22 protein-coding genes are annotated in these 25108 nt (G+C 68.4%); 18 read left to right on the top strand and 4 right to left on the bottom strand.

All coding sequences use genetic code 11. The features are described from left to right. Positions 1 to 113 precede the first annotated feature (113 nt). The 5 genes from CR157_RS04685 to CR157_RS04665 all read left to right on the top strand — a co-directional run bounded on the left by CR157_RS04685 (position 114) and on the right by CR157_RS04665 (position 4137). Positions 114 to 848, top strand: a complete 735-nt coding sequence (locus tag CR157_RS04685) for a GntR family transcriptional regulator (protein WP_110282343.1) — start codon at positions 114 to 116, stop codon at positions 846 to 848. A 131-nt stretch (positions 849 to 979) separates the two neighbouring features. Further along, positions 980 to 1795, top strand: a complete 816-nt coding sequence (modA, locus tag CR157_RS04680; protein WP_110282342.1) for a molybdate ABC transporter substrate-binding protein — start codon at positions 980 to 982, stop codon at positions 1793 to 1795. Continuing rightward, positions 1795 to 2463, top strand: coding sequence for a molybdate ABC transporter permease subunit (modB, locus tag CR157_RS04675; RefSeq protein ID WP_110282341.1), 669 nt, complete (start codon positions 1795 to 1797; stop codon positions 2461 to 2463). The genes modA and modB overlap by 1 nt, the downstream gene beginning before the upstream one ends. Next, a complete protein-coding gene (locus CR157_RS04670) occupies positions 2456 to 3607 on the top strand; it encodes an ABC transporter ATP-binding protein (RefSeq protein WP_258364064.1) in 1152 nt (383 codons plus the stop codon). The genes modB and CR157_RS04670 overlap by 8 nt, the downstream gene beginning before the upstream one ends. Next, positions 3604 to 4137 (top strand): DUF192 domain-containing protein, encoded by a 534-nt coding sequence (locus CR157_RS04665; protein ID WP_110282339.1) that lies wholly within the window; start codon positions 3604 to 3606, stop codon positions 4135 to 4137. Before CR157_RS04670 ends, CR157_RS04665 begins: the two co-directional genes overlap by 4 nt. Positions 4138 to 4141: 4 nt before the next feature. On the opposite strand, the gene CR157_RS04660 is transcribed toward CR157_RS04665, so the two are convergent. Both CR157_RS04660 and CR157_RS04655 read right to left on the bottom strand, forming a co-directional pair. Beyond that, positions 4142 to 5002, bottom strand: a complete 861-nt coding sequence (locus tag CR157_RS04660; RefSeq protein ID WP_110282338.1) for a DMT family transporter — start codon at positions 5000 to 5002, stop codon at positions 4142 to 4144. Between the two features lie 189 nt (positions 5003 to 5191). Beyond that, positions 5192 to 5713, bottom strand: coding sequence for a macro domain-containing protein (locus tag CR157_RS04655; RefSeq protein WP_110282337.1), 522 nt, complete (start codon positions 5711 to 5713; stop codon positions 5192 to 5194). A 300-nt stretch (positions 5714 to 6013) separates the two neighbouring features. Here CR157_RS04655 and CR157_RS04650 point away from each other — a divergent pair, with 300 nt between their 5' ends. The 8 genes from CR157_RS04650 to CR157_RS04615 all read left to right on the top strand — a co-directional run bounded on the left by CR157_RS04650 (position 6014) and on the right by CR157_RS04615 (position 16258). Next, a complete protein-coding gene (locus CR157_RS04650) occupies positions 6014 to 7402 on the top strand; it encodes a KamA family radical SAM protein (protein ID WP_110282336.1) in 1389 nt (462 codons plus the stop codon). 227 nt (positions 7403 to 7629) lie between these two features. Then, positions 7630 to 8607, top strand: coding sequence for a TAXI family TRAP transporter solute-binding subunit (locus CR157_RS04645; RefSeq protein ID WP_110282335.1), 978 nt, complete (start codon positions 7630 to 7632; stop codon positions 8605 to 8607). A 152-nt stretch (positions 8608 to 8759) separates the two neighbouring features. Continuing rightward, a complete protein-coding gene (locus CR157_RS04640) occupies positions 8760 to 11354 on the top strand; it encodes a TRAP transporter permease (RefSeq protein WP_110282334.1) in 2595 nt (864 codons plus the stop codon). A 13-nt stretch (positions 11355 to 11367) separates the two neighbouring features. After that, positions 11368 to 11796, top strand: a complete 429-nt coding sequence (locus CR157_RS04635) for a universal stress protein (protein WP_110282333.1) — start codon at positions 11368 to 11370, stop codon at positions 11794 to 11796. Positions 11797 to 12008: 212 nt separating this feature from the next. Continuing rightward, on the top strand, positions 12009 to 12836 hold the full coding sequence (locus tag CR157_RS04630; protein WP_110282332.1) for a DUF2189 domain-containing protein: 828 nt from the start codon (positions 12009 to 12011) through the stop codon (positions 12834 to 12836). 101 nt (positions 12837 to 12937) lie between these two features. Beyond that, the gene (locus CR157_RS04625; protein WP_110282331.1) at positions 12938 to 13456 is read left to right on the top strand and encodes a lysozyme inhibitor LprI family protein; all 519 of its coding nucleotides are present in this window, start codon (positions 12938 to 12940) and stop codon (positions 13454 to 13456) included. Between the two features lie 88 nt (positions 13457 to 13544). Continuing rightward, entirely contained in the window at positions 13545 to 14063 is a 519-nt protein-coding gene (locus tag CR157_RS04620) for a molybdopterin-dependent oxidoreductase (RefSeq protein ID WP_110282330.1), read from the top strand. Between the two features lie 35 nt (positions 14064 to 14098). Then, positions 14099 to 16258 carry an ATP-binding protein gene (locus CR157_RS04615; protein ID WP_110282329.1) on the top strand — a complete coding sequence of 720 codons (2160 nt, stop codon included), beginning with the start codon at positions 14099 to 14101 and terminating at the stop codon, positions 16256 to 16258. On the opposite strand, the gene cra is transcribed toward CR157_RS04615, so the two are convergent. Next, a complete protein-coding gene (cra, locus tag CR157_RS04610) occupies positions 16244 to 17266 on the bottom strand; it encodes a catabolite repressor/activator (protein WP_110282328.1) in 1023 nt (340 codons plus the stop codon). The genes CR157_RS04615 and cra overlap by 15 nt on opposite strands. A gap of 206 nt (positions 17267 to 17472) precedes the next feature. Here cra and ptsP point away from each other — a divergent pair, with 206 nt between their 5' ends. The 3 genes from ptsP to CR157_RS04595 are packed head-to-tail and all read left to right on the top strand — an operon-like array spanning position 17473 to position 23068. After that, a complete protein-coding gene (gene ptsP / locus CR157_RS04605; protein ID WP_110282327.1) occupies positions 17473 to 20340 on the top strand; it encodes a phosphoenolpyruvate--protein phosphotransferase in 2868 nt (955 codons plus the stop codon). Further along, on the top strand, positions 20340 to 21314 hold the full coding sequence (gene pfkB, locus CR157_RS04600) for a 1-phosphofructokinase (protein ID WP_110282326.1): 975 nt from the start codon (positions 20340 to 20342) through the stop codon (positions 21312 to 21314). Before ptsP ends, pfkB begins: the two co-directional genes overlap by 1 nt. Then, entirely contained in the window at positions 21311 to 23068 is a 1758-nt protein-coding gene (locus tag CR157_RS04595; RefSeq protein ID WP_110282325.1) for a PTS fructose-like transporter subunit IIB, read from the top strand. The genes pfkB and CR157_RS04595 overlap by 4 nt, the downstream gene beginning before the upstream one ends. Before the next feature lie 141 nt (positions 23069 to 23209). Here CR157_RS04595 and CR157_RS04590 read toward each other — a convergent pair whose 3' ends face one another. Next, positions 23210 to 23710 (bottom strand): hypothetical protein, encoded by a 501-nt coding sequence (locus CR157_RS04590; RefSeq protein WP_146218651.1) that lies wholly within the window; start codon positions 23708 to 23710, stop codon positions 23210 to 23212. Between the two features lie 309 nt (positions 23711 to 24019). Between CR157_RS04590 and pqqA the strand changes: the two genes are divergently transcribed. Together pqqA and pqqB are read left to right on the top strand one after the other, a co-directional pair. Beyond that, positions 24020 to 24091: a pyrroloquinoline quinone precursor peptide PqqA gene (pqqA, locus tag CR157_RS04585; RefSeq protein ID WP_102629406.1), complete on the top strand. Its 72-nt coding sequence runs from the start codon at positions 24020 to 24022 to the stop codon at positions 24089 to 24091. An 80-nt stretch (positions 24092 to 24171) separates the two neighbouring features. Then, positions 24172 to 25101, top strand: coding sequence for a pyrroloquinoline quinone biosynthesis protein PqqB (gene pqqB / locus CR157_RS04580; protein WP_110282323.1), 930 nt, complete (start codon positions 24172 to 24174; stop codon positions 25099 to 25101). The last annotated feature ends 7 nt before the right edge of the window (positions 25102 to 25108 follow it).

The raw sequence follows: 25108 nt of genomic DNA, 5'->3' as shown, positions 1-25108 counted from the left end.
GGTCTGTGCGGTGACGAGGCCAGTATTGTTGTATACAATAAATCGACAAGATGTGGTCAGCAGAGGGGAAACATGCGAAGGTGTCGGCGAGGTGAGACGAGAGAGAGGGCATCATGAGCAACGCCTGGCAGGAAGACGTGCAGGCCGCCGTGGCGGCGGGGGTACGCATCAGCGACCAGCATATCGTCGACAAGGTCCGCAGGGCGGTGCTGACCCAGCGTCTGCCCCCCGGCACCCGCCTGCCCGAGGTGACCCTCGGCGAGGTCTTCGGCGTGAGCCGTTCGGTGGTCCGCAAGGCGTTGACCCGGCTCGCCGCCGACCACGTGGTCGACCAGCGCCCGAACCAGGTGGCCCGGGTGCGTGCCCCCAGCATCGAGGAGACCCGGGAAACCTTCGCCGCCCGGCGCCTGGTGGAGGGCGAAGTGGTGGCACTGCTCGCCGGCCAGCTCGACGACGGGGCACTGTCGGCACTGGAGCAGGAGGCGCATCGCGAGATCGAGGCTCACCAGTGCGGCGACGAACCGGCGCGCATCGAGCACTCCTTGGCCATCCACCACCAGGTGGCCGAGCTGTCGCCCAATCGCGTGCTCGGCGCCATGCTCACCGACCTGATCCTGCGCACCTCGATCGTCATCGCGCTCTACAAGCGGCCATCGCTTGCCTCCTGTTACCTGGACGGTGACCATCCCCGGTTGCTGGCACGGCTGCGCGCCGGCGAGCCGGAGAAGGCGCGTGGGGTGATCGACGAGCACCTGCGGGCGCTCGAGGACCTGCTCGATCTCGGTCCCCGGGAGACCGAGACCGACCTGATGGCGATCCTCGGCCGGCCGAGTCCGGCCGAGGCCTGAGCCGGGCTTGATCGGGGTCAGGGCCAGGCACCCTGTTGGCGGCTCCGCCTTGTCCGCGTCGCCTCCGTGGCCGACAATGCCGTCGTCGGCGGCCCGGGAGCCGCCTTGCGAGCGGATCACCGGGGGGCGCGATGAAAGCGGGATGTCAGGCACTGCTGTTCGGGCTGCTGTCGCTGCTGCCGCTATCGGCAAAGGCGGACGTGCCCACGGTGGCGGCGGCATCGGATCTGCAGTTCGCCCTCACCGAGGCGGCCGAGCGCTTTCGGCAAGAGACCGGGCGCGGTCTGCGCCTCAACTTCGGTTCCTCCGGCAACTTCCGCCGCCAGATCAGTCAGGGCGCTCCCTTCGAGCTCTACCTCTCCGCGGACGAGGCCTATGTGCTGGCATTGCACGAGGAGGGCCGCACCGAGGACGCGGGGGTGGTCTATGCCATCGGCCGCCTGGCCTGGCTGCAGCGGGCCGATCATGACGACCTGCCGGCCGCCGACGACCCACTCGGCGGCGTGCGCCAGGCCATCGCCGCCCACGCTGCCGGTGTGGGCAGGCCGCGGCTGGCCCTCGCCAATCCCGAGCATGCGCCCTATGGCGTGGCGGCGCGCCAGGTGCTGGAACACGCCGGGCTCTGGGCACAGAGCGCCGACCTGCGCGTGCTGGGCGAGAATGTGTCCCAGGCGGCCCAGTTCGCCCTCTCCGCCGATGCCCGTGGCGGCCTGGTGGCCTACTCCCTGGTGCTGGCGCCGACGCTGGCCGAGCGCGGCGAGCACGTGCTGATCCCCGAAAGCTGGCACGAGCCCCTGGTACAGCGCATGGTGCTGGTCGACGGCGCCGGCGAGACGGCCCGAGCCTTCTACGCCTGGCTGCAGGAGGCAGAGGCTCGTGAGCTCCTCGCACAGTACGGGTTCCTGTTGCCCGGCGAGGCCGACATGGATACGGAAACACGACCCTGATGGACTGGACGGCACTCTCGGTCTCGCTGCGCCTGGCGGTCGGCACCTGCCTGCTGTTGATCCCGTTCGGCCTCTGGCTGGGGCGTGCCCTGGCCACCACTCGAGCCCGCGGCAAACCCCTGTTCGAGGCCCTCGTCGCCCTGCCGCTGGTGATGCCGCCCACGGTGCTGGGCTTCTACCTGATGCAGTCGTTCGGCGCCGATGCCCCCTTCGGCGCCTTCTGGCAACGCCTGGCCGGTAGCGGGCTCAATTTCACCTTCGGCGGCATCCTGCTCGCCTCGCTGGTGGCCAACCTGCCGTTCGCCGTGCAGCCGATCCAACGCGCCTTCGAGACGGTCCCCCCCAACCTGCGCGAAGCGGCCTGGTGCAGTGGCCTCTCGCCCTGGCAGACCTTCGTGCGCATCGAGCTGCCGCTGGTCTGGCCGGGGATCGTCTCGGCGCTGGCGCTGACCTTCGCTCATACCCTGGGCGAGTTCGGCGTGGTCCTGATGGTCGGTGGCTCCATCGATGGCGAGACCCGCACCCTGGCCATCGCCATCTACGACCGCGTCCAGGCCTTCGACGAGGCCGGTGCCGGCATCATGTCGGCCATGCTGCTGCTGGTCTCCTTCCTGGCCATCGGCGTGGTCTACGGTCTCGCCGGGCGACGGAGGTGGCGCCGTGTCTGAGCCGTCGCTCGCCATGCCTGAGGCGAGGCTGGAAGTCAGCCTGCACCAGCCCGGGCCGATTCCCCTGGCCGCGGACTTCGACTGTCGGCCCGGCGAGCTGCTGGCCCTGGTGGGTCCCTCCGGCAGCGGCAAGACCACCCTGCTGCGGGCCATCGCCGGCCTCTACCGGCCGGCCGGCGGGCGGGTGCGCTGTGCCGGCGAGACCTGGTTCGACGCCGCCAGCGGTCGTTCGTTGCGTCCCCAGCAGCGCCGGGTGGGGCTGGTGTTCCAGGACTATGCGCTCTTCCCCCACCTGAGCGCCCTGGCCAATGTCATGGTGGCGCTTGACCACCTGCCGAACGCCGAGCGCCGCGACCAGGCCCAGGCCTGGCTCACCCGGGTGCGCCTGGAGGGGCTGGCCGAGCGTCATCCCGCCGAGCTTTCCGGCGGCCAGCGCCAGCGGGTCGCCCTGGCCCGGGCCCTGGCCAGAAGCCCACGGGTGCTGCTGCTCGACGAACCCTTCTCGGCGGTGGACCAGGTCACCCGGCGCCGCCTGCAGCGGGAGCTCGCGCTGCTGCGCGAGCAGATCCACATCCCCATCGTGCTGGTCACCCATGACCTGGATGAGGCCTCCGCCCTGGCCGACCGGCTCTGCGTGCTGCATGCCGGCCGCAGCCTGCAGCAGGATGTCCCGGAGGCACTGTTCCGGCGCCCGGCCAGCCCCGAGGTGGCCCGGCTGCTGGACCGTCACAACGTCTTCGAGGGCGAGGTGGTGGAGGCAGACGGGCACCGTCGCCTGCGGTGGGGGCCCTGGGCGCTGGAGGTTGCCCGGGGGCTGGAGGCGCTGGCGCCGGGCCAGCGGGTCGCCTGGTACCTGCCGCACTCCGACGTGGTGCTGCACCGCCGCGGGCGCCCCTCGCTGGGCGAGCGCGAGAACCCGGTATCCGGGCAGGTGGTCGAGATGGTGGTGCTGGGAGGCATCACCTCGGTATCGCTTGCCTTCGCGCACGGGTCGGAGACCCTGCGCTTCGAGATATCCACCCATGCCGCGCGCCGCAACGGCCTGGCGCGTGGCGAGACCGTTCAGGTGTCGCTTCTGGCCACAGGCATCCACCTGATGCCCCTCGGCGGCACCATCGATACCCATGCGAGGACTCCGACATGAACCCGACCCGACGCCGACTGCTGCTGGGCCTCGCCGCCCTGGTGCCGACCGCCGCCCTGCTCCCGCGGTCCCTGCTGGCCGAGGGCCCCGGCCCGCTGGACACCGTGACCCTGGTGCTGCACAGCGAGCAGGGCCCCCATCGCCTGCGGGTCGAGGTCGCCCGTACTCTGCCCCAGCGTGGCCAGGGACTGAGAGACCGGGATCACCTCGATGCCGAGGCCGGCATGCTGTTCCTCTATCGTGACGAGCAGTCGCCGCGCAACGGCTTCTGGATGTACCGCACGCGGATTCCCCTGGATATCGCCTTCATCGACGCAGACGGGCGAATCGTGGCGATCCGCCAGATGCAGCCCTGCGACTCGGAGCGTCCCGGCGAGTGTCCGGTCACCTATCCCGGGGTGCCCTACCGAGCGGCCCTCGAGGTCAACGCCGGCTACTTCGCGGAGCAGGGCGTCGCCGAGGGCGATTGCGTCAGTTGGCCGGGCAGCGGCAGCCAGTGCCTGGTCGACGTGACTGAGGACCCCGCCTAGGGATTCACGCCTCGATTCGCCTCGGCCGGAAGCGCAGCACGATCAGGGCGATGCCCGCTACCACCAGGCCGCCGCCGGCGAGCTTGTGGATGCCCAGGGTATCGCCCAGCAACAGTACCCCCAGCAGCACCGCCAGCACCGGCACCAGCAGGGTCATGGGCACGACGCGGTTGACCGGGTGGCGGCGCAGCAGGCCGTACCAGAGCCCGTAGGCGAGAATGGAAGACATCACCGCGGTGTAGACCACGGCCCCCCAGCCGGCCCAGCCCGCCCGACGCATGGCCTCGAGGTGGTCATGCTCGAAGAGCAGCGAGCCCAGCGCCACCTGGGGCACGGCGAACAGCGCCACCCAGCCGGCCAGTGCCATGGGGGCGATATTCGGCCCGCGCTTGATCAGCAACTGTGAGACTGCCCAGCCCAGGGCGCTGAGCAGCAACAAGGCCAGCGGGAGCGGCGAGGGCAGGGTGGGGCCGCCGGCCAGGACCACGATGCCCGCGAACGACAGTATCAAGCCGACCAGGCGCTTGGGTCCCAGGCGCTCCCTGAGGAAGATCACCGCCAGCAGCGTGGCGAAGGGCGTGCCCATCTGCACCAGCAGCGCGCCGGTTCCCGCTTCCGCCTGGCCCAGGCCAATGAACAGCATCGCGAAATGCAGGGTGCCGAAGGTTACCGAGAGCAGCAACAGGAAGGGCAACTGGTGGCGCGCCACCGGATGGAAGGGTACCAGTAGGGCGGCCACCAGCATGAAGCGCAGGGTGGTCATCAGCAGCGGCGGCATCTCCGCCACCCCCACCTTGATGACGATGATGTTCAGGGCCCAGATGGCGATGACGGAGAGGCCCAGCAGCAGATCCCGGAGTGGCACGTTTCGTCCTTGATGTCGGTTAGCACAGGCTCCAGCATATCAGCTCGGCAGCGGCGGCCGCTTCGGCTCGCGCGCCATGGCCATATCCGCATCGGCCTGCCCGATGCCCCGGAGAGGGCGTCGATCGCCTTCCAATGGCTCTGCGCCTGGCCCCGAGATCGCCCCTGGCCGCCAAGGGGGGTTCTACCCTCACCCTTTCTGCAAGGCCTCCAGGGTGCGCTGGTGCAGCTCGGCGCTGGCGGCGTCGAACAGCACGAAGCGTACCCGCTCGATGCCGGGGCACTCGGGCAGCGTCCGGATCACCGTGGAGAGGGCGATGCGTGCGGCCTCGGTCGCGGGGTAGCCGAAGGCGCCGGCGGAGATCGCCGGGAAGGCGACCGAGGCGATGCCTTCCCGCTCGGCCAGCAGCAGGGCATGGCGGTAGCAGGCGGCGAGCAACTCGTCGGAGGGTTCGTCGATGCCGTAGACCGGCCCCAGGCAGTGGATCACATGGCGATTGGGTAGCCCGTGGGCGCCGGTGATCACCGCCTGGCCGGGCTGGATGGGCGCCAGGGGGCGACACTCTTCCTCGAGCCCCGGGCCCGCGGCCCGATGCAGGGCCCCGGCCACGCCACCACCGATGCGCAACTCGGCGTTGGCGGCATTGACCACGGCGTCGATATCCGGCTGGTGGGCGATATCGCCCCGGATACACTCGATGGTCGCGCTCATTGTCTCCTTCCTCCTGGTAGGGACTGCGTCTTCAGTCTGGTGCCCACCGTAGCGGGGCATCAAGGCCGGGGCTCCTCCCGTGAGTGCCTGCCATGAATGGTTCGTTGCGTTTTGTGTTTTGTTTCGCGACATTCGTTGCAAATCGGCGCAGAAACTTGCAAGTCACCCGCCAGGTCTGTACCAATGGCCTCCCCCCGAACAACTCACGGTGCGCCGGTCCTCGACCGGCGCACCGGCTGTGATCAGTTGTCGCGCAGGGCGCTTCCCCGAGCCGTGCGAGACTACAGAGGAGGAGGTGGCATGAACCAACGCGTGAACATCGAGCTCGGCGATTCCCAGGCCGACGTCTTCGCGGCCCGTCAGTTCAAGGTCTATACCCATCGCCAGCTCGACAAGATCGAGGCGATCCAGAGCCTGCCTGACGACCTGCGTTTCGACATGCGGGTCGTCAGCCAGGTGCTGCCGTTTCGCGTCAACGAATACGTGATCGAGGAGCTGATCGACTGGAACAACATCCCCGAGGATCCGGTCTTCCAGCTCACCTTCCCCCAGCGAGGCATGCTCAGGCCCGAGCACTTCGACGAGGTCGCCGCGCTGATGCGCCGCGAGGCGACCACGGCCGAGATGAAGCCGGTGATCGAGCGCATCCGCAGCGAGCTCAACCCTCACCCGGCAGGGCAGATGGACCTCAACCTGCCGCTGCTCGATGGCGAGCCGCTGCCCGGCATGCAGCACAAGTACCGCGAGACGGTGCTGTTCTTCCCCAGCCAGGGCCAGGTCTGTCACAGCTACTGCACCTTCTGTTTCCGCTGGGCGCAGTTCGTCGGCGACAAGGACCTCAAGTTCGCCTCCAGCGAGGCGGATTCGCTGCATCGCTACCTGGCCGAGCACACCGAGGTCACGGACCTGCTGATGACCGGCGGCGACCCCATGGTGATGAAGGCCAAGCACCTGCGCCAGTACCTGGAGGGGCTGATGGCGCCCGAGCTGGACCACGTCCAGGACATCCGCATCGGCACCAAGAGCCTGACCTTCTGGCCCTACCGCTTCGTCACCGACACGGACGCCGAGGATGTCCTCGAGCTGTTCCGCGAGCTGACGGCGGCAGGCAAGCACGTCGCCTTCATGGCGCACTTCAACCACTGGAAGGAGATGGACACCCCCATCTGCCGCGAGGCGATCCGCCGCATCCGCGCCACCGGAGCCGAGATCCGCACCCAGGCGCCCTTGCTCCGCCACATCAACGACGACGCCGACCAGTGGGCGCGCATGTGGACCACCCAGGTGCGCCTGGGGATGATTCCCTACTACATGTTCGTCGAGCGCGACACCGGTGCCCGCCACTACTTCGAGGTGCCGCTGGTGCGCGCCTGGGAGATCTACCGCGAGGCCATGAAACAGGTGCCGGGCCTGGCGCGTACCGCCCGGGGGCCGTCGATGTCCGCCGATCCGGGCAAGGTGGAGATCCAGGGGGTGGCGGAGATCCACGGCGAGAAGGTCTTCGTGCTGCGCTTCATCCAGGGGCGCGACAGCGACTGGGTGCAGCGGCCCTTCTTCGCCAAGTACGACGAGGCCGCCACCTGGCTCAATCATCTCGAGCCCGCCCTGGGCGAGGAGCGCTTCTTCTACGAGGCCGAGTTCGCGGCCATGAAGGACGAGAAGCAGGCGCTGATCATGAAGGCGTCCTGAGGGACGCGGGGAGGCGGTGTCTCCCCGTGATTGCGACTCTCGGAAGCCGTGAAAATTAACGTTCCCTAAACGTTGGTGGAGACTAGACTGCGAACATGCCGTAAAAAGGTCGCATCAAGCAGGCGTTTTTTTCGCTAAAGTAGAAGAGTACGGTCTAACCGTCGGCGGTCATCGGTTACCAGGCCGCCAATCAGCAACGCTTGTCCACAACGTCAAGAGGTGTGTTCATGAAACGCCATGCTTTCTCCGCTGCTGCCTTTACCGGCGCACTGCTGGGTGCCGCGATGTTCTCCGCGCCGGCAGTGGCTCAGGAGCGCTTCATCACCATCGGTACCGGTGGCCAGACCGGCGTCTACTACGTGGTCGGTCAGTCGATCTGTCGCTTGATCAATCGTGGCAGCGATGAGCACAACATCCGCTGCAACGCGCCGTCCACCGGTGGCTCGGTGGCCAACATCAATGGTATCAAGTCCGGAGAGCTGGACATGGGGGTTGCCCAGTCTGACGTCCAGTACCAGGCCTACCACGGCACCGGCAACTTCGAGGGCGACGCCTACGAGGATCTGCGTGCGGTCTTCCGAGTCCATGGCGAGCCACTGACCCTGCTGGCCCGCGCCGACTCCGGCATCGAGAGCCTCGACGACCTGGAAGGCAAGCGCGTCAATATCGGCAACCCGGGGTCCGGTCAGCGCAATACCATGGAAGTGGTGATGGATGCCAAGGGCTGGACGGAGGACACCTTCTCGCTGGCATCACAGCTCGATGCCGCCGAACAGGCCGCTGCACTGGCCGACAACAATGTCGATGCCATGGTCTATGTGGTGGGTCACCCCAACGGTTCCATTCAGGAGGCCACCACTACCGTCGACTCACGCCTGATTCCGCTGGATGGCCCGGCCATCGAAGGCCTGGTCGAGGAGTATCCCTACTACTCCAAATCGGTGATTCCCGGCGGGCTCTACAGGGGCAACGACGAGGATGTCCCGACCTTCGGCGTGGCCGCCACCTTCGTGACCACCGCCCAGGCCGACGAGGAAATCGTCTACGAGGCCGTCAAGGCGGTGTTCGAAAACTTCGATCGCTTCAAGCGCCTGCATCCGGCCTTCGAGAACCTGGAGCCGGAAGAGATGATCTCTTCGGGGCTCTCCGCACCGCTGCACGAGGGTGCTGCACGCTACTATCGCGAACAGGGCTGGATCGAGTGATCCCGTCATGAGCAGGCTTCACCTTCGATGATCGGTGCGCGGACCCCTGCGGGGGTCCGCGCATCTCGTTGGTGGCGCCGAAAGCGGGGTCGGCGAGAGCGATACCCGAGATGGGAGACACGTCAATCGACTGTGGGCAGGGCTAGCTAGCTATGACTGACGACAAGAAAGCATCCGACACGGCGGATGTCGACCTGGAGGACATGGTCGCCTCGAGCGACACGGGAGCCCGCAGGCCGGCCGGTACACCGGGCAAGCTGCTGCTGGGCATTGCGGCGGCCTGGTCGCTGTTCCAGCTGTGGATCGCCTCCCCGTTGCCGTTCGTGTTGCGATTCGGTGTCTTCAGCGCCACCGAGGCTCGCTCGATTCACCTGGCCTTCGCCCTCTTCCTGGCCTACATGGCCTATCCGGCACTCAAGCGCTCGCCCCGTGATCGCATTCCCGTCCAGGACTGGGTCCTCGCGGCGGCTGCGGCCTTCTGCGGTGCCTACATGTTCATGTTCTACGAACAACTGTCCCAGCGTCCGGGCGCGCCGATCCTGCAGGACGTCATCATCGGCGTGGCAGGTATCCTGCTGCTGCTCGAGGCGACGCGACGGGCCCTGGGGCCGCCGCTGATGATCATCGCCTCGATCTTCATCATCTACTCCCTGGCCGGCCCCTATATGCCGGGAGTGCTGGCCCACCGGGGGGTCAGCCTCTTTGGCCTGATCAATCACCAGTGGCTGACTACCCAGGGCGTGTTCGGCATCGCCCTGGGGGTCTCGACCAGCTTCGTGTTCCTCTTCGTGCTGTTCGGCGCCCTCCTCGACAAGGCAGGGGCAGGCAACTATTTCATCCAGGTCGCCTTCTCGATGCTGGGGCACTACAAGGGCGGGCCGGCAAAGGCCGCCGTGGTGGCCTCGGGGATGACCGGCCTGATCTCGGGGTCGTCGATTGCCAACGTGGTGACTACGGGCACCTTCACCGTGCCGATGATGAAGCGGGTCGGGTTCTCCGCCGAGAAGGCCGGCGCGGTGGAGGTTGCGTCCTCCGTCAATGGCCAGATCATGCCGCCGGTGATGGGGGCGGCGGCCTTCCTGATGGTCGAGTACGTCGGGATCTCCTACGTCGAAGTGATCAAGCACGCCTTCCTGCCCGCCTTGATCTCCTACATCGCGCTGATCTACATCGTCCATCTCGAGGCCCTCAAGGCCGGGCTGCAGGGGTTGCAGAGCAGCAACCCGCCCAAGCCACTGATTCGCAAGGTGGTCGGCTTCCTCGGCGGCCTGTTGATGATGATGGTCGTGGCCCTGGTGGTCTACTACGGCCTGGGCTGGCTCAAGCCCCTGCTGGGGGACGCCACCCCCTGGGTGGTGGCGGTGGTGCTGACGGCCGTCTATGTCGGTCTGCTCAAGGTGGCCTCGGGCTATCCCGAACTGGAGCTCGATGACCCCAACGAGCCCATCTTCAAGCTGCCACAGACCAAGCCCACGGTGATGGTCGGCCTGCAGTACATCCTGCCGGTGATCTTGCTCATCTGGTGCCTGATGGTCGAGCGCCTCTCGCCGGGGTTGTCCGCCTTCTGGGCCACGATGTTCATGATCGCCATCATCGTCACCCAGCGTCCCGTCACGGCACTCTTCCGTGGTCGCAGCGACCTGGCGGCGGACATCCGCGAGGGCCTGATGGACCTGTGGAACGGCCTGGTGACCGGTGCGCGGAACATGATCGGCATCGGTATCGCCACGGCCACCGCCGGCATCATCGTCGGCGCGGTCTCCCAGACCGGGGTCGGCCTGGTGCTGGCCGACGTCGTGGAGATCCTCTCCATGGGCAACCTGATGCTGATCCTGCTGTTCACCGCGGTGCTCAGCCTGATCCTCGGCATGGGCCTGCCCACCACAGCCAACTACATCGTGGTGTCGGCGCTACTGGCACCGGTGATCGTCCAACTGGGCGAACAGAACGGCCTGCTGGTGCCGTTGATCGCCGTGCACCTCTTTGTCTTCTATTTCGGCATCATGGCCGATGTCACGCCACCGGTGGGCCTGGCGTCCTTCGCCGCGGCGGCCGTCTCCGGCGGTGACCCGATCCGCACCGGCTTCCAGGCCTTCTACTACAGCCTGCGCACCGCGGCGCTGCCATTCCTGTTCATCTTCAACACCGATCTGCTGCTCATCGAGGTCACCGTCCTGCAGGGCATCGTTGTCTTCGTCGTGGCGACCATCGCCATGCTGATCTTCGCCGCGGCCACCCAGGGCTTCATGATCACCCGCAGCCGCTGGTACGAGTCCATCCTGCTGCTGGTTGTGGCCTTTGCCCTGTTCCGGCCGGGATTCTGGATGGACATGATCCATGATCCCTACCAGTCCATACCGCCCGGGCAGATCGTCGAGGCGCTGGGCGATGTCGACGAGGAGAGCACGCTGCGCCTGCAGATCCGGGGCGAGGATGCCTTCGGCGATCCCGTGACCAGCTACATGCAGTTGCCGGTGCCGGCCGGCGAGTCGGGCGAGGAGCGTCTGGAGAATCTGGGGATGGAGCTGATCATCGAGGACGGGCGTGCGATGGTCGACATGGTCGCTTATGGCAGCCAGGCCGCCGATCTCGGCTTCGACTTCGACCAGGAGATCCTCGAGGTGCTGGCGCCGGTGGACCGCTGGACCAAGGAGTGGATATGGATACCGGCCTTCGTGCTGTTCGGGCTGGTGGTGTTGATGCAGCGCCGGCGGCGTGATCACAGCGCCGCCGAGGCGACAGTCTGAAGGAGACCGCGCCATGTACAGCAAGATCCTGTTGCCGGTGGACCTCAACGAGGAGAGCTCCTGGAAGAAGGCGCTGCCCACGGCACTGGCACTGTGTCGCAGTTTCGGCGCTTCGCTGCACGTAGTGACGGTGCTGCCGGACTACCGCATGCCGCTGGTGGGCTCCTACTTCCCGGAGGGCTTCGCCGAGAAAGCTCACGAGGCGTTGTCGGAGGCGCAACACAAGTTCATCGAGGAGCATGTGCCGGATGACATCAAGGTGCAGAGCGTGATCGTCGATGGCTCGCCCTGGGAGGCGATCATCAAGGCGGCGAAGAAGCTCGATGTCGACCTGATCGTCATGGCGTCCCACAGCAAGCGCAAGTTCGCCGATTACTTGCTCGGCCCCAATGCCGAGCATGTGGTGCATCACACCAGGATCTCGGTGATGATCGTCAGGTAGACGCTGATGCCTGACGGGGGCGCCTCGCTGCGTTGGCCAGCGAGACGGCAGGAATAACCGCGGTCAACTACATTGAAGCTGTACCAATGGAGACGGACGGTGGCATCAGGGCGCATGCCGGATGTCGCCATACCAGGCCCGGCCTCGACGGGCTGTACTCGGCGGAAGCTGTTTTGGCGGAATACTGTTCTGGCGGAATACAGGGGTGAACCATGAAGGCGGCACCAACAAAAGCGCACGACAAGGCTGCAGCGCCCAGGGTCAAGATCACCATCAACCCGGTGGGCATGGACAGGCCGCGGGCCTGGCTGGCGGCGGGATTCGAGGATTTCCGCCGGGCCACGGCCGTCAGCCTGGCCTACGGGATGTTCTGGGTGGGGCTGAGTATCGCCATCACCGCCGGTGCCATCACCCTCGACCTCTGGCACTGGCTACTACCGCTGGTGGCCGGCTTCATGTTCCTGGGGCCACTGGTGGCCGTGGGGTCCTACGGCATCAGCCGGGCCCTGGAGGCCAGTCGCGCCCCGCACCTGGGTGACGCCTTCGGTGCCTGGCGTCCCCACGCCAGTCAGCTGGCGATGATGGGCGTGATGATGATGATCTTCTTCCTCGCCTGGATCCGTCTGGCAACCCTGCTGTTCGCCCTCTTCTTCGGCTTCGAGGTGCCCAGTCCGGCAACCCTCTACGCTTCGCTGCTGACCACCCCGGAAGGGTTGGGCATGATCGCGGTGGGCACCGTGATCGGTGGCATCCTGGCCTTCGGGGCCTTCTCCATCAGCGTGGTGGCGATTCCGACCCTGATGGACCAGGACCTGACCTTCATGGAGGGGATCGAGGCCAGCGTGCGTTCGGTGGCACGCAACTTCCGCCCCATGCTGCTGTGGGCCGTCATTCTCACCGGTTGCGTGCTGGTCGGGGTGATGACCTTCTACATCGGCCTGGCCCTGATTCTGCCGGTGCTCGGGCACGCCAGCTGGCATGCCTATGAGGACCTGGTGCGTATCGATCCGGTGGAGGGCGCCGAGGAACTGTCCGGCTAACGGGCCACGAGCAACCTCGGGGGACGTTCGCGCTCCCTGTCGGGCAGGGCTATGCTGGGGGCGTTCATCGCCCCCTTCGTTCTGGGCCGTCGGATGCCACCATGCTACAGCCGCTTTCCAACCCGCTTTCCGTTCTCCGTTTCTCCGGCCTGCTGGCGCTCTGCCTGCTGGCCGTGCCGGCGCTTGCCGAGCGCGTCAAGGCGCCACCGGCACCGGCCAGTCATCCCATCGCGCATCGGATCGATGGCTGCATGGAGGAGGGCGACTGGCTGCCCGAGTCGATGCTGGCCTGCGCCGAAGCCGCCGAGCCGCAGTGGCAGGACGAGGTCGAGCGTCTCACGGCGCGCCTGGCCAGTGTGCTCGGCGGCGAGGCGCGGGAGGCGCTGGAAGCGAGTGATCTGGCCTGGCAGGCCAGCCGCGACGCCGATCTGGCGTTCATCGAGGCCTACCACGCCCAGCTCGAGGAGGCCGAGCTGGGCGACCCCGAGCTCATCCCGCTGGCGCGTCAGTTGCATCGCAATGCCGTGTTCGAGGTACGGGTCGATCGTCTGCAGCGTCTTCTGGACGGCCTGGAGGCGGTCCACGAGACGGCGCCCGGGGACGATGAGCCCTCGTCCTGAGCGCCTGCATATCGCGTACGGCCCCTGACCTTTGCCCGCGAATCGCGTAGTCTTGGCGGCATCCATTAGCTCTTACAGGATCGATTTCATGTGCCAGAGAGCCACGTCGCGTGTTCTGCTCGGTTTGATCGTTGCCGTCCTGCTGGCCTCCGTATCGGCCGCAGCTTCCGCGTTGCCGCCGCCCACCGGAGAGATCATCCTGACCGTCAGCGGCGACATCGACCACCCCAATGTGGGAGACGAGGCCCGCTTCGACCGCGACATGCTCATGACCCTCTCGCCGATGGTGATAGAGACGCACACGCCCTGGCACAGTGGGCCGGGACGCTACGAAGGGCCGCTGTTCAGGGCCGTGCTGGCGGCCGTCGGCGCCAATGGCGATCGCGTGCGGGTACGGGCGTTGAACGACTACGAAGCCGAGATTCCCGTCTCCGACCTGCATGACTATGACGTCATCCTGGCCATGACGCGCAACGGCGAGGAGATGGCGATCCGCGACTTCGGGCCGCTGTTCGTGCTCTACCCCTTCGATGATCATCCCGAACTGCTCACCGAGACGATCCGTTTCCGCTCGGTCTGGCAGGTGGAGCGCCTGCATGTGCCCTGAGCCCCGGGTGGGCTGATCCCCGGATGTTGTCATCGATGCTCTACCCCCTGCGCCTGAAGCTGGGTGCCATGGCGGCGCTGCTGTTCTTTGCCGCTGCCCTGGTAGTGGTCGGACTGGTCTCCTGGCGACAGGACAGCCTGGCCCAGAGCGTGGGCGGCGATACCACCTGGCATGCCTACAAGCTCGACCGCGACACGGTGCAGCTGCGCAACTACCTGGGGCAGAGGGACCGCAACCTCGAGGAGCTGAGGCTGCGCTTCGAGCTGCTCTACAGCCGTCTCACCCTGCTGCGGGGAGGCGATATCACCGAGCTGATCGATACCATCCCCGTGGCCATCGGGCTGATGGACGAGATCGAGGAGCGGATCGAGGCGCTGGATGCCGGTATCGAACGGCTGGAGAGCCTGGACAGCGACGTCCGGCTCGCCCTGGACCGGCAGCTCGAGGCCCTGGGGGTGAGCACCGAGCGGCTGATCATCGCCCTCAACGGCCACCTGGCCGACACGAGCACCCGTGAGCGTGAGCAGCTGCAGACGCTCTACGCGCTACTGCTGGTGTTGATCCTGGCCATGAGCGTGGCGGCGCTGCTGGTGGTGGTCTTCCTGTTCCGCGAGGCCCGCGACAATGCTGCCGCCCGGCGTACCCTCGAGGCGCTCAGTCGTGAACTCGAGGTCACGGCGCGCAGCGCCGAATCGGCCAGCCAGGCCAAGTCGGAGTTCCTCGCCACGGTCAGCCACGAGATCCGGACGCCGCTCAACGGGGTGATCGGGATGAGTGACCTGCTCCTCGACCAGCCGCTGGAGGGGCGCGCCCGCCATTACGCCGACACCATCCACGACAGTGCCGGCCTGCTGCTGGAACTGATCAATGACCTGCTCGATTTCTCGAAGATCGAGGCCGGTCGCCTGGAGCTGGAGTCGCGCCCGCTGGAGCTCGCCGAGCTGGCCGACGGAGCCATGGCGCTGTTCACCCACCGTGCCGAGGCCCGCGGCGTGCAACTGGTCAGCCGCCTGGATCCCGAGCTGCCGGCCCGGGTGGTCAGCGATCCCGGCCGCCTGCGCCAGGTACTGCTGAACCTGCTCTCCAATGCCATCAAGTTCACCACCGAGGGCGAGATCCGCCTCGAAGTGTCGGCCGGCGGGACGGACCGGATCCGCTTCGAGGTGATCGATTCCGGCTGTGGCATCGAGCCCGCCCAGCTGTCCCGGCTGTTCGAGCCCTTCCAGCAGGGCGAGGCCTCCACCGCGCGTCGCTTCGGCGGCACCGGCCTCGGCCTGGCGATCTGCCGCCGCCTGGTGGAGGCCATGGGCGGGCAGATCGGCGTGGAGAGCGAGCCCGGCCTGGGCAGCCGCTTCTGGTTCACGCTGCCGCTGGTGGCGGCTCCGCTCGAGCCCCTGCTGACGGCAGGCGAGGAGCCGGCGCCGCGCCCGGTGCATCTCGACGAAGCGAGCCTGCTGGTGGTCGAGGACAACCCTGTCAACCAGCAGGTGGCGGTGGCGATGCTGGAGCGCCTCGGCTGCAAGGTGAGCCTCGTGGAGCGCGGCGGCGATGCCCTGGAGCGGGTGACCCGGGAGCGTTTCGACCTGATCTTCATGGACGTTCAGATGCCCGACCTGGACGGCCTGGAAGTGACCCGTCGCCTGCGCCAGCGCGACGGCTGGTCGGCCGAAGTGCCGATCGTGGCGATGACCGCCGGAGGCCCCGGTGGCGAGCAGGCCCGCTGCCTGGCGGCCGGCATGAGCGGCTATCTGACCAAGCCGTTGTTCCAGGATGCGCTGGTGGCGACCCTGCATCGCCACCTGAAGCATGTCGGCACGCTGCCCGTCAGGCCGAAAGGGCCGGTCGCCGCCGATCAGCCGCTGGACCCGGCCGCGCTGGCGGCCCTCCAGGAGAGCCTCGGGGACGCGAGCCTGGCAGCGCTGATCGCGCTCTACCGCCGCCAGGCCACCGACCGCCTGGCGGAGCTGGAGCGGGCCGTGGCGGAGGAGGACGCGGAGCGCGTCAGGGGACTGGCTCACCAGCTCAAGGGAGAGTCCTCGAGCCTGGGAGCGGTGAAGGTGGCCGGTCTGGCCCTGCGTCTGGAACACATTGGCAGGGATGGGCGACTGGCGGAGGCCGCCGCCGTCCTGGGGGCCCTGCGCGGCTGCCTGACGACCACCTGTTCGGACCTGGAGGCCTGGTCACCGACTCGTTAAGGGGGCAGGCGCGCGAGGCGTGCGTTCCGGCAGTCGCCACCTCAGGGTACGGGCGATCACCTGCTGGCCCGGGCGGTACTCGCCCCGGGCTGCGGCCAGGGCACTGACCAGGGCCGCGGCGGCGATGCGCTCGTGATCCTGTACCGCCGAGTTGACCGGCAGCGGCAGGAAGTCGAGCAGGCGATTGTCGCCGAAGGTGGCCAGGCGCAGCGCCTGGGGCAGGCCTCCATCCTCCAGCAGCACATCGAAGACCCCGTCGAGCAGGGTGTAGGACGCGATGACCAGCGCATCGGGCAGGCCATGGCGGTCGAGCAGTTCGCGCATCAGGCGCGCGCCCTCGGTACGGTCGTAGCGCTCGGCCGCTGCGCTGATCACCTCGGCATGGCTGCCGGCCAGCGCCTGCTGGAAGCCGGCGCGACGCTCCTGGCTGATCGACAGGTGCGGCACGGCATCGAGCCAGGCAATGCGTTTCACGTCATCGTCGAGCACTGAGCGGGTCAGCCGTTCGGCGGCCTCCCGGTCGTTGCTGACCACGCTGGCGAAGTGCCGCGGATCGAAGCCGCGGTCCATCGCCACCACCGGCAGGCCATCGGCCATCAGCTCGCGATAGAAGGGATCCTCCATCGGCAGGCAGCTGGCGGTGATCAGCACCTCGCAACGCTGGGCACGCAGCGCCAGGGCCAGCTCCCGCTCCCTCTCGGGCTGATCGTCGGAGCCGACGATCAGCAGCTGATAGCCCCGCTCCCGGGCGCCGCGCTCCAGGCGCTTGGCCAGTCGCGCATAGCTGACGTTCTCCAGATCCGGAATGATCAGCCCCAGGATCCGGCTGGAGCCGCGGCGCAGCGCGGCGGCCTGGGCGTCGACCCGGTAGCGGTGCTCGCGCACCACCGCCATCACCCGGTCGACGGTCTCCTGGCTGATACGCCGTTCCTGGGCCTTGCCGTTGATCACATAACTGGCCGTGGTGCGCGAGACCCCGGCCAGGCGGGCTACTTCAGCGAGTGTCATGGGAACCTCTGTCGGGAATGGGGACATTCTATGCCAAGTCGGGACCTGGTGCCCCCTGCCAAAGTCGTAGAAAAAGGGGCTTGCCAAACAGATCGAATCGATCCAGCATTTACATCATTGTAGGTGACACGATTCAGCCGGCAAGATTCCCGGGGCTGAGCGACAGGCGATCACCGCCGCGTCACCCGAGCGTACAGGAGATCCCCATGTTGACCCTACGCCAGGAAGACATCCTGCTCGATTGCCGGGCCGATGACTGGCGGGCGGCACTGAACAGTGCCGCCGACGCCCTGCACCAGGCCGGCCTGGTCGCGCCCGGCTACCGTGATGGCCTGCTCGACCGCGAGGCCCAGTCCTCGACCTTCCTGGGCAACGCCATCGCCATTCCCCACGGCACGCCCGAGAGCCGCGAGCACGTGCGCCGCACCGGTGTTCGGGTGCTGCAGTTTCCGGCCGGTGTGGAGTGGCACGACGGCAACCGCGTCCATGTCCTGGTGACCATCGCCGCCCAGAGCGACGAGCACCTGGATATCCTGCGCCAGCTGACCCATGTGCTGGACCGCGAGGGGGTGGCCGAACGGTTGGCCGCCGCCGACTCCTGCGGCGAGATCGCCGGGCTGCTGTCGAAGGCGGTGGTCGAGGCGCGCCTCGATGCCGACACCCTCTGCCTGGGCTTTCCCGCCCGTGACCGCCAGGAACTGGCGCTGGCCGGCGCCGCCCGTCTGCGACAGGCCGGCTGCGTGGGCAGCGACTTCGTCGCCGCCGTGACCGAACGCGCGCCGCGGGACCTCGGCCAGGGGCTGTGGCTGGTCAGCAGCGATCGTGGTGTCGCGGCGCCGGCACTGTCGCTGGCCACGCCCGAGTCGCTCCTGAAGCAGGACGACGAGGCGGTGGCCGGGGTCTTCTGCCTGGCCACCCGGGAAGATACCCATCGTGGCCTGCTGGAGCGCATCCTCGCCCTGCTGGAGAATGGCGCGGCGAACGAGTTGCGCGAGGCCGATGCCGCCACCGTCCTGGCGCGGCTCGCCGGGGAGTCCGCCGTGGCCACCACCCGGCAGGCCAGGGTACTCAACGCCCACGGCCTGCACGCCCGCCCGGCCAAGCAGCTGATCCAGGTGGCGCGCGAGCAGGGCCTGCCGATCCGCGTGCGCCTGGCCGAGGGCGGCGGCGAAGCGGTCTCGGCGACCAGCTTGACCAAGGTGATCAATCTCGGCGCCCGGCGCGGGCAGCCGCTGGTGTTCTCCGCCGAGGGGGAGGGCGCCGACCGGGCGCTGGAGGCAGTCTGCAACGCCGTGGCCGAGGGCCTCGGCGAGCAGGTGCTGCCCTTCGACGAGAGTCGCGAGCGGATCGAGCCGCGCGAGGAGGATACCCCGCCGCCGGAGCCGCTGCCCGCCGATGAACCCCACGCCGCGGTGGCCGCCTCGCCGGGCCTGGCCATCGCCCCGGTCTTCGTGCTGCGCACGCCACGCTTCGACTATCCCGAGCGGGCCTCGGATCCCGGTGTCGAGCTGCGTCGCCTCGAACAGGCGATCCGCGAAGGGGCCGAGCAGCTCGAGGCCCTGGTCCAGCAGGCCCGCGGTGGCGAGGTGGCGCAGATCCTCTCCATGCACGAGGAGATGCTCAACGACCCCGAGCTCCTGCAGGCCGCCCGCGAGAGCATCGAAGAGGGGGGCTCCGCCGAGGCCGCCTGGTGGAACGCCATCGAGACCTCCGCCCACGCCCAGGAGATGCTCGCCGACCGTCTGCTGGCCGAGCGCGCCGCCGACCTGCGTGACGTCGGCCGGCGGGTGCTGGGCATCCTCTGTCGGGTCGAGCTGCCCGAGCCGCCCGATAACCCCTATATTCTGGTCATGGACGACATCGGTCCCTCCGATGTGGCGCGTCTCGACACCAGCCGGGTGCGCGGCCTGCTCACCGCCCGGGGGGGCGCCACCGCGCACAGCGCCATCCTCGCCCGGGCACTCGGCATTCCCGCCGTGGTCGGTGCCGGCAAGCGGGTGCTGACCCTGGAGAACGGCGTGGAGCTGATCCTCGACGGCGAGCGCGGGCGGGTCACCCCGGCACCCTCCGCCGAGCGCCGCCAGGCCGCCGAGCAGCGCCTGGCCGAGCGAGAGCGCCGCGAGGCCGAAGCCTGGGAAGCACGCCACCGGGAGGCATACACCCGCGATGGCCACCGGGTCGAGGTCGCCGCCAACCTGGGCAACACCACCCATGCCGCGGATGCCGTGGAACGCGGCGCCGAGGGCATCGGCCTGCTGCGCACCGAGTTCCTGTTCATGGCCCATGCCCAGGTGCCGGATCTCGACACCCAGATCGGCGAGTACCGCGAGGCCCTGGATGCCCTGGACGGCCGCCCGCTGGTGGCCCGTACCCTGGACGTGGGCGGCGACAAGCCGCTGCCCTACTGGCCGGTGCCCCACGAGGACAATCCCTTCCTCGGCCTGCGCGGCATCCGCCTGGCGCTGACCCGCCCCGAGGTGCTCGAGACCCAGCTGCGCGCCCTGCTGATGGCGGCAGTGGGCAGGCCGCTGCGCATCATGCTGCCGATGGTCAAGGACCTCGCCGAGTTCCGTCAGGCCAAGGCGATCCACGACCGTCTGCTGGCCGAGATCCCCGAGACCGAGCGCACCACCGATGTGCAGCTCGGGGTGATGATCGAGGTGCCTTCGGCGGCGCTGCTGGCGCCGAGCCTGGCCGCCGAGGTGGACTTCTTCTCGGTGGGCACCAACGACCTGACCCAGTACACCCTGGCGATCGACCGCGACCATCCCGAGCTCTCTGCCCAGGCCGACGGCCTGCATCCGGCGGTACTCAGGCTGATCGAGATGACCGTCGCGGCCGCCCATGCCCAGGGCAAGTGGGTGGGGGTGTGTGGCGAGCTGGCCAGTGACGCCATCGCCGTGCCGGTGCTGGTGGGGCTCGGCGTCGACGAGCTCTCGGTCAGCGCCCGCCAGGTGCCGCTGGTCAAGGCGCGGCTGCGCGAGTTCGACCTGGCCGACGCCCGGGCCCAGGCCGAGCTGGCCCTGGCCCAGGCCACCAGCGAGGCGGTACGCGACGCCCTGGAGGTGCGCTGATGGCCAGGATCCTGACCCTGACCCTCAACCCCGCCCTGGACCTGTCGGTGAGCCTGGAGCGGCTGGTGCCCGGAGAGGTCAATCGCACCCGCGAGAGCCACCTGACGGCAGCCGGCAAGGGGGTCAACGTGGCCCGGGTGCTGGTCGGCCTCGGCCACGAGGTCACCGTCTCGGGGTTCCTCGGGGCCGACAACGACGGCCCCTTCCTGCGCGCCTTCGAGGCCATGGGGGTGGAAGACGCCTTCATCCGGGTGCCCGGCGAGACCCGCATCAATGCCAAGGTCGCCGAGGCCGATGGCCGGGTCACCGACATCAACGGCCCCGGTGCGGCCATCGGTGCCGAGGCCTGGCAGCGGTTGCTCGACTGGCTCGACGGTTGCGCGGAAGATCCCGTGCGCCGGCCCCAGGCGGTGGTGATCGCCGGCAGCCTGCCGCCGGGGGGGGCCCCCGCGGGCCTCGCCGATCTGATCGGCCGCCTGCGCTCGGTCGACCTGCCGGTGTGGGTCGATACCAGCGGCGAGGCATTGATGGCCGCCATCGGGGCTCGACCCGCCGCGGTCAAGCCCAACGAGCACGAACTCGCCAGCTGGGCCGGTATGCCCCTGACGACGCCGGATGCCCGGCTCCGGGCGGCGCTCCGGCTCTATGCCGAGGGGGTCGAGGAGGCGCTGATCTCCGCCGGCCCCGAGGGCGTGCTCTGGGTCAGCCGGCGCGGCGCCTGGCAGGCGCTGCCGCCGCGGCTCGACGTGGCCAGCACCGTGGGTGCCGGCGATACCCTGGTCGCCGCCATGCTGCACGGGGTGCTCTCGGGGCACCCGCCCGACCAGGCCCTGCGGCTGGCCACGGCACTCTCCGCCGAAGCCGTTCGCCATGTGGGTGTGGGAGACCCTCGCGCCCCTGATTTTCCTCAACTCCAACAACAGACCCGCGTTCGCCGTCTCAACGATGTCGATGCAGGGGGAGCACTCGTATGAAGACCATCATCATCACCGCCTGCCCCAGCGGCATGGCCACCACCTTCCTCGCCGCCCGCCGCCTCGAACAGGCCGCCGAGCGACTCGGCTGGCAGACCCATGTGGAGATGCACGGTGAGCTCGAGCCGCTCACGCCGGTCACTGCCGAGGCCATCGCCGATGCCGACCTGGTGGTGGTGGCCGCCGACCATGTGCCTGCGCCCCAGCGCTTTGCCGGCAAGCGGCTCTATCGCGCGGCCATCGACCAGGCGTTGCCCGATCCGCGCGCCTTCCTCGAGCGGGCCAGCCGCGAGGCCTCCGAGTTCCAGCCGCCCGCCGAGGACGAGGCCGCCGCACCGCAGGCCGCTTCGGGCGGCCGACGGATCGTCGCCGTGACCGCCTGCCCGACGGGGGTGGCGCATACCTTTATGGCCGCGGAAGCCCTGAGTGAAGCCGGGAAATCACTCGGCCATGCGATCCGCGTGGAGACCCAGGGCTCGGTAGGTGCCCAGGACCAGTTGACCGAAGAAGAGATCGCGGAAGCCGACGTGGTGGTCCTGGCCTGCGACATCGAGGTGGATCCCACCCGCTTCGCCGGCAAGCGCATCTACCGCACCTCCACCGGCAACGCCCTGAAGAAGGCCAAGCCGACCATCGAGGCGGCCCTCGAGCAGGCCGAGGTGGAAAACACCGGCACCGCCTCCTCCGGCAAGGGCGAGGCCCAGAAGAGCGTCAAGGAAAAGGGGGTCTACAAGCACCTGCTCACCGGGGTCTCCTTCATGCTGCCCATGGTGGTGGCCGGGGGCCTGCTGATCGCGCTCTCCTTCGTGTTCGGCATCGAGGCCTTCAAGGAAGAGGGCACGCTGGCCGCGGCCCTGATGCAGATCGGCGGCGGTACCGCCTTCACCCTGATGATCCCGGTGCTGGCCGGTTACATCGCCTACTCCATCGCCGACCGCCCCGGCATCGCCCCGGGCATGATCGGCGGCATGCTGGCGGCCAATATCGGCGCCGGTTTCATCGGCGGTATCCTGGCCGGCTTCCTGGCCGGCTACGTGGCCAAGGCGGTGGCCCAGCGCGTCAAGCTGCCGTCCAGCGTCGAGTCGCTCAAGCCGATCCTGATCATTCCCCTGGTGGCGAGCCTGGTGACCGGCCTGGTGATGATCTACATCGTCGGCGAGCCGGTGGCGGGAATCCTCTCGGCGCTGACCGCCTTCCTCGAGAACATGGGCTCCGCCAACGCCGTGCTGCTGGGCATCCTGCTCGGCTCCATGATGTGCTTCGACCTGGGCGGGCCGGTCAACAAGGCCGCCTACACCTTCGGCGTGGGCCTGCTGGCCTCCGAGACCTACGCGCCCATGGCGGCGATCATGGCCGCCGGCATGGTCCCGGCCATCGGCATGGGCATCGCCAGCTTCGTCGCCAAGTCGAAGTTCTCCGAGCCCGAGCGTGAGGCGGGCAAGGCATCCTTCGTCCTCGGCCTGTGCTTCATCAGCGAGGGCGCCATTCCCTTCGCCGCCAAGGATCCGCTGCGGGTGATCCCGGCCTGCATCGCCGGCGGCGCGATCACCGGTGCCCTCTCCATGCTGGTCGGCGCCAAGCTGATGGCGCCCCACGGCGGCATCTTCGTGCTGCTGATCCCCAACGCCATCACCCCGGTGCTGCTCTACCTGGCGGCCATCGTGATCGGCTCCCTGGTCACCGGCCTGGGCTACGCGGCGATCAAGCGTGGTGAGCAGGCGGTGGCCATCCAGGCCAGCCAGGCCAACGCCTGACAGCCTGGCGGTGCAACGAGACGCCCCCGGGTCGCCAGGATCCGGGGGCGTTCTGCGTTCGATGCCCGTGAATCGCCATGATGCGGCGGCAGCGGCGACTGGACCATCATGGTGCTCGAGCAGCGGGTGCGTACGTCGTGATCAGGCCCAGGCGGAGGCAGCGTAGGCGGAGTCCTGGGCCTCTTCCAGCAGACGGCACTCGTTGCGCTTCTGTTCGACGAAGCGCTCGAGCAGGGCCTCGAGTTCCGGCGTGTGGCAGAACTTCACCAGCAGCTCGCTGAACTGGCGCGAGTGGTGGGCGGCGGCCAGGGCATAGCCCAGGGCCTGGCAGGCCATGGCGTCGTTGGCGATGAAGAGATGGAGACGGTGGGCTTCCGGCAACCGAAAGCGGCGGGGACGGGCGACCGGCAGGCAGTGGCGCAGTTGCAGGTGGTCGGCCAGGACCTCCAGCGCGGCGAGTCGCTGCTCGCATTCGACGCCGATGGCGGCCATCAGCCGGCTGACCCGGGGGCGCGTGGGCAGAAAGCTCAGCGCGAGGCCGCGATAGCGCTGCATCTCGCGGTGCTCGTGGTCGTGGGCGAGGCGAAGTTGTTCATCTGTCGGGCAGGCGTGGGTGGTGTCGTTTGAAGTGAGCGGTGGCACGGGTTTCTCTCCTTTTGTCACTCGGGCCTCTTCCGGGCTCCGTCAGCACAGGGTAGGCCCCCCGGGCCGTCCCTGCCCTTGATACCTGTCAACTTCACCGTCATGTCGCCCAAAGTACCAGAGGGGTTCATGCTCGCCGGAATGGCGACGCTCGCCCGGTGGGGCGAGTCGCCGGGGCGCGCGACCCTTGCCCGGGCACCAAGGGACGAGCCCGATTCCTTCCAAAGTACCGGGTCGCCGGGGCGGCGAGGATGCTTAACTGTACCTGGCAGTTGCCAACGACAAACCGCCCATCAGAGGAGCATTCCCATGTGGACCAAGCCTAGCTATACCGACCTGCGTCTCGGCTTCGAGGTCACCCTCTATATCGCCAACCGCTGAAGGCCACGACCCGGCCCGGCGCTGTGGAACAGCGCCGGGCCACCGGGGGCATCGAGCACGAGCCAACGAGGAGATCACGCATGCAGATTCTGGTACTGGGGTCCGGAGCGGGCGGCGGCTTGCCGCAGTGGAACTGCAACTGCCCGAACTGTCGGGGGGCACGGCAGGGCGAGCCGACCGTCACGCCGCGTACCCAGTCGTCGATCGCCATCAGCAGCGATGGCCAGCGCTGGTTGCTGTGCAACGCCTCGCCGGACATCCGTGCCCAGCTGGCCGCCACGCCCGAATTGCATCCGCGCCGCGGGCTGCGCGACAGCGGCATCGCCGAGGTGCTGCTGGTGGATGCCCAGATCGATCACGTCACCGGCCTGCTGTCGCTGCGCGAGGGTTGCCCGCTGGATGTATGGTGCACGCCCGGCGTGCATCACGACCTGAGCACCGGTTTCCCGCTGTTCCCGATGCTGGATCACTGGCAAGGGGGACTGCGCTGGCAGCCGATCCTGCTCGACGGCGAGCATCGCCAGGCGACGTTCACCGTGCCGAGCTGCCCCGGGCTGCGCTTCACCGCGGTGGCACTGGACAGCAATGCGCCGCCCTATTCGCCGCGTCGCGGCTCGCCCACTCCGGGCGATAACCTCGGACTGTTCATCGAGGACGACGCCGGCGGTGCCACGCTGTTCTACGCCCCGGGGCTGGGCCGGTTGACCGACGAGGTCCGCGGCTTCATGCGTCGGGCCGACTGTGTACTGATCGATGGCACCCTGTGGCACGACGACGAGATGCAGCGCCTGGGGGTCGGGCAGTCGACGGGGGCGGAGATGGGCCATCTGGCGCTGGCCGGCGAAGGGGGCATGATCGCCGAGCTCGATGCCCTGCCCGAGACCACCCGCCGCCTCCTCATCCATATCAACAATACCAATCCGATTCTCGACGCGACCTCTGCCGAGCGGGCCACGCTCGATGCCCACGGCATCGAGGTCGCCTACGACGGCATGCGACTGACGCTGTGAATCGGCA

Source organism: Halomonas sp. LBP4 (assembly GCF_003202205.1).
Lineage (GTDB): Bacteria > Pseudomonadota > Gammaproteobacteria > Pseudomonadales > Halomonadaceae > Halomonas > Halomonas flagellata.
Note: the sequence above shows the minus strand (reverse complement) of the source record. Positions and strands in the feature narration are given on the sequence as shown.

What these genes read in the sequence shown, in the direction of transcription:
- CR157_RS04665 (WP_110282339.1), top strand. Translation starts at nt 3,604, where the DNA reads ATGAACCCGACCCGACGCCGACTGCTGCTGGGCCTCGCCGCCCTGGTG.
- cra (WP_110282328.1), bottom strand. Translation starts at nt 17,266, where the DNA reads ATGACACTCGCTGAAGTAGCCCGCCTGGCCGGGGTCTCGCGCACCACG.
- CR157_RS04685 (WP_110282343.1), top strand. Translation starts at nt 114, where the DNA reads ATGAGCAACGCCTGGCAGGAAGACGTGCAGGCCGCCGTGGCGGCGGGG.
- CR157_RS04625 (WP_110282331.1), top strand. Translation starts at nt 12,938, where the DNA reads ATGCTACAGCCGCTTTCCAACCCGCTTTCCGTTCTCCGTTTCTCCGGC.
- CR157_RS04655 (WP_110282337.1), bottom strand. Translation starts at nt 5,713, where the DNA reads ATGAGCGCGACCATCGAGTGTATCCGGGGCGATATCGCCCACCAGCCG.
- CR157_RS04645 (WP_110282335.1), top strand. Translation starts at nt 7,630, where the DNA reads ATGAAACGCCATGCTTTCTCCGCTGCTGCCTTTACCGGCGCACTGCTG.
- CR157_RS04640 (WP_110282334.1), top strand. Translation starts at nt 8,760, where the DNA reads ATGACTGACGACAAGAAAGCATCCGACACGGCGGATGTCGACCTGGAG.
- ptsP (WP_110282327.1), top strand. Translation starts at nt 17,473, where the DNA reads ATGTTGACCCTACGCCAGGAAGACATCCTGCTCGATTGCCGGGCCGAT.
- CR157_RS04630 (WP_110282332.1), top strand. Translation starts at nt 12,009, where the DNA reads ATGAAGGCGGCACCAACAAAAGCGCACGACAAGGCTGCAGCGCCCAGG.
- modB (WP_110282341.1), top strand. Translation starts at nt 1,795, where the DNA reads ATGGACTGGACGGCACTCTCGGTCTCGCTGCGCCTGGCGGTCGGCACC.
- pfkB (WP_110282326.1), top strand. Translation starts at nt 20,340, where the DNA reads ATGGCCAGGATCCTGACCCTGACCCTCAACCCCGCCCTGGACCTGTCG.
- CR157_RS04650 (WP_110282336.1), top strand. Translation starts at nt 6,014, where the DNA reads ATGAACCAACGCGTGAACATCGAGCTCGGCGATTCCCAGGCCGACGTC.
- pqqB (WP_110282323.1), top strand. Translation starts at nt 24,172, where the DNA reads ATGCAGATTCTGGTACTGGGGTCCGGAGCGGGCGGCGGCTTGCCGCAG.
- CR157_RS04595 (WP_110282325.1), top strand. Translation starts at nt 21,311, where the DNA reads ATGAAGACCATCATCATCACCGCCTGCCCCAGCGGCATGGCCACCACC.
- modA (WP_110282342.1), top strand. Translation starts at nt 980, where the DNA reads ATGAAAGCGGGATGTCAGGCACTGCTGTTCGGGCTGCTGTCGCTGCTG.
- CR157_RS04635 (WP_110282333.1), top strand. Translation starts at nt 11,368, where the DNA reads ATGTACAGCAAGATCCTGTTGCCGGTGGACCTCAACGAGGAGAGCTCC.
- CR157_RS04615 (WP_110282329.1), top strand. Translation starts at nt 14,099, where the DNA reads ATGCTCTACCCCCTGCGCCTGAAGCTGGGTGCCATGGCGGCGCTGCTG.
- CR157_RS04620 (WP_110282330.1), top strand. Translation starts at nt 13,545, where the DNA reads ATGTGCCAGAGAGCCACGTCGCGTGTTCTGCTCGGTTTGATCGTTGCC.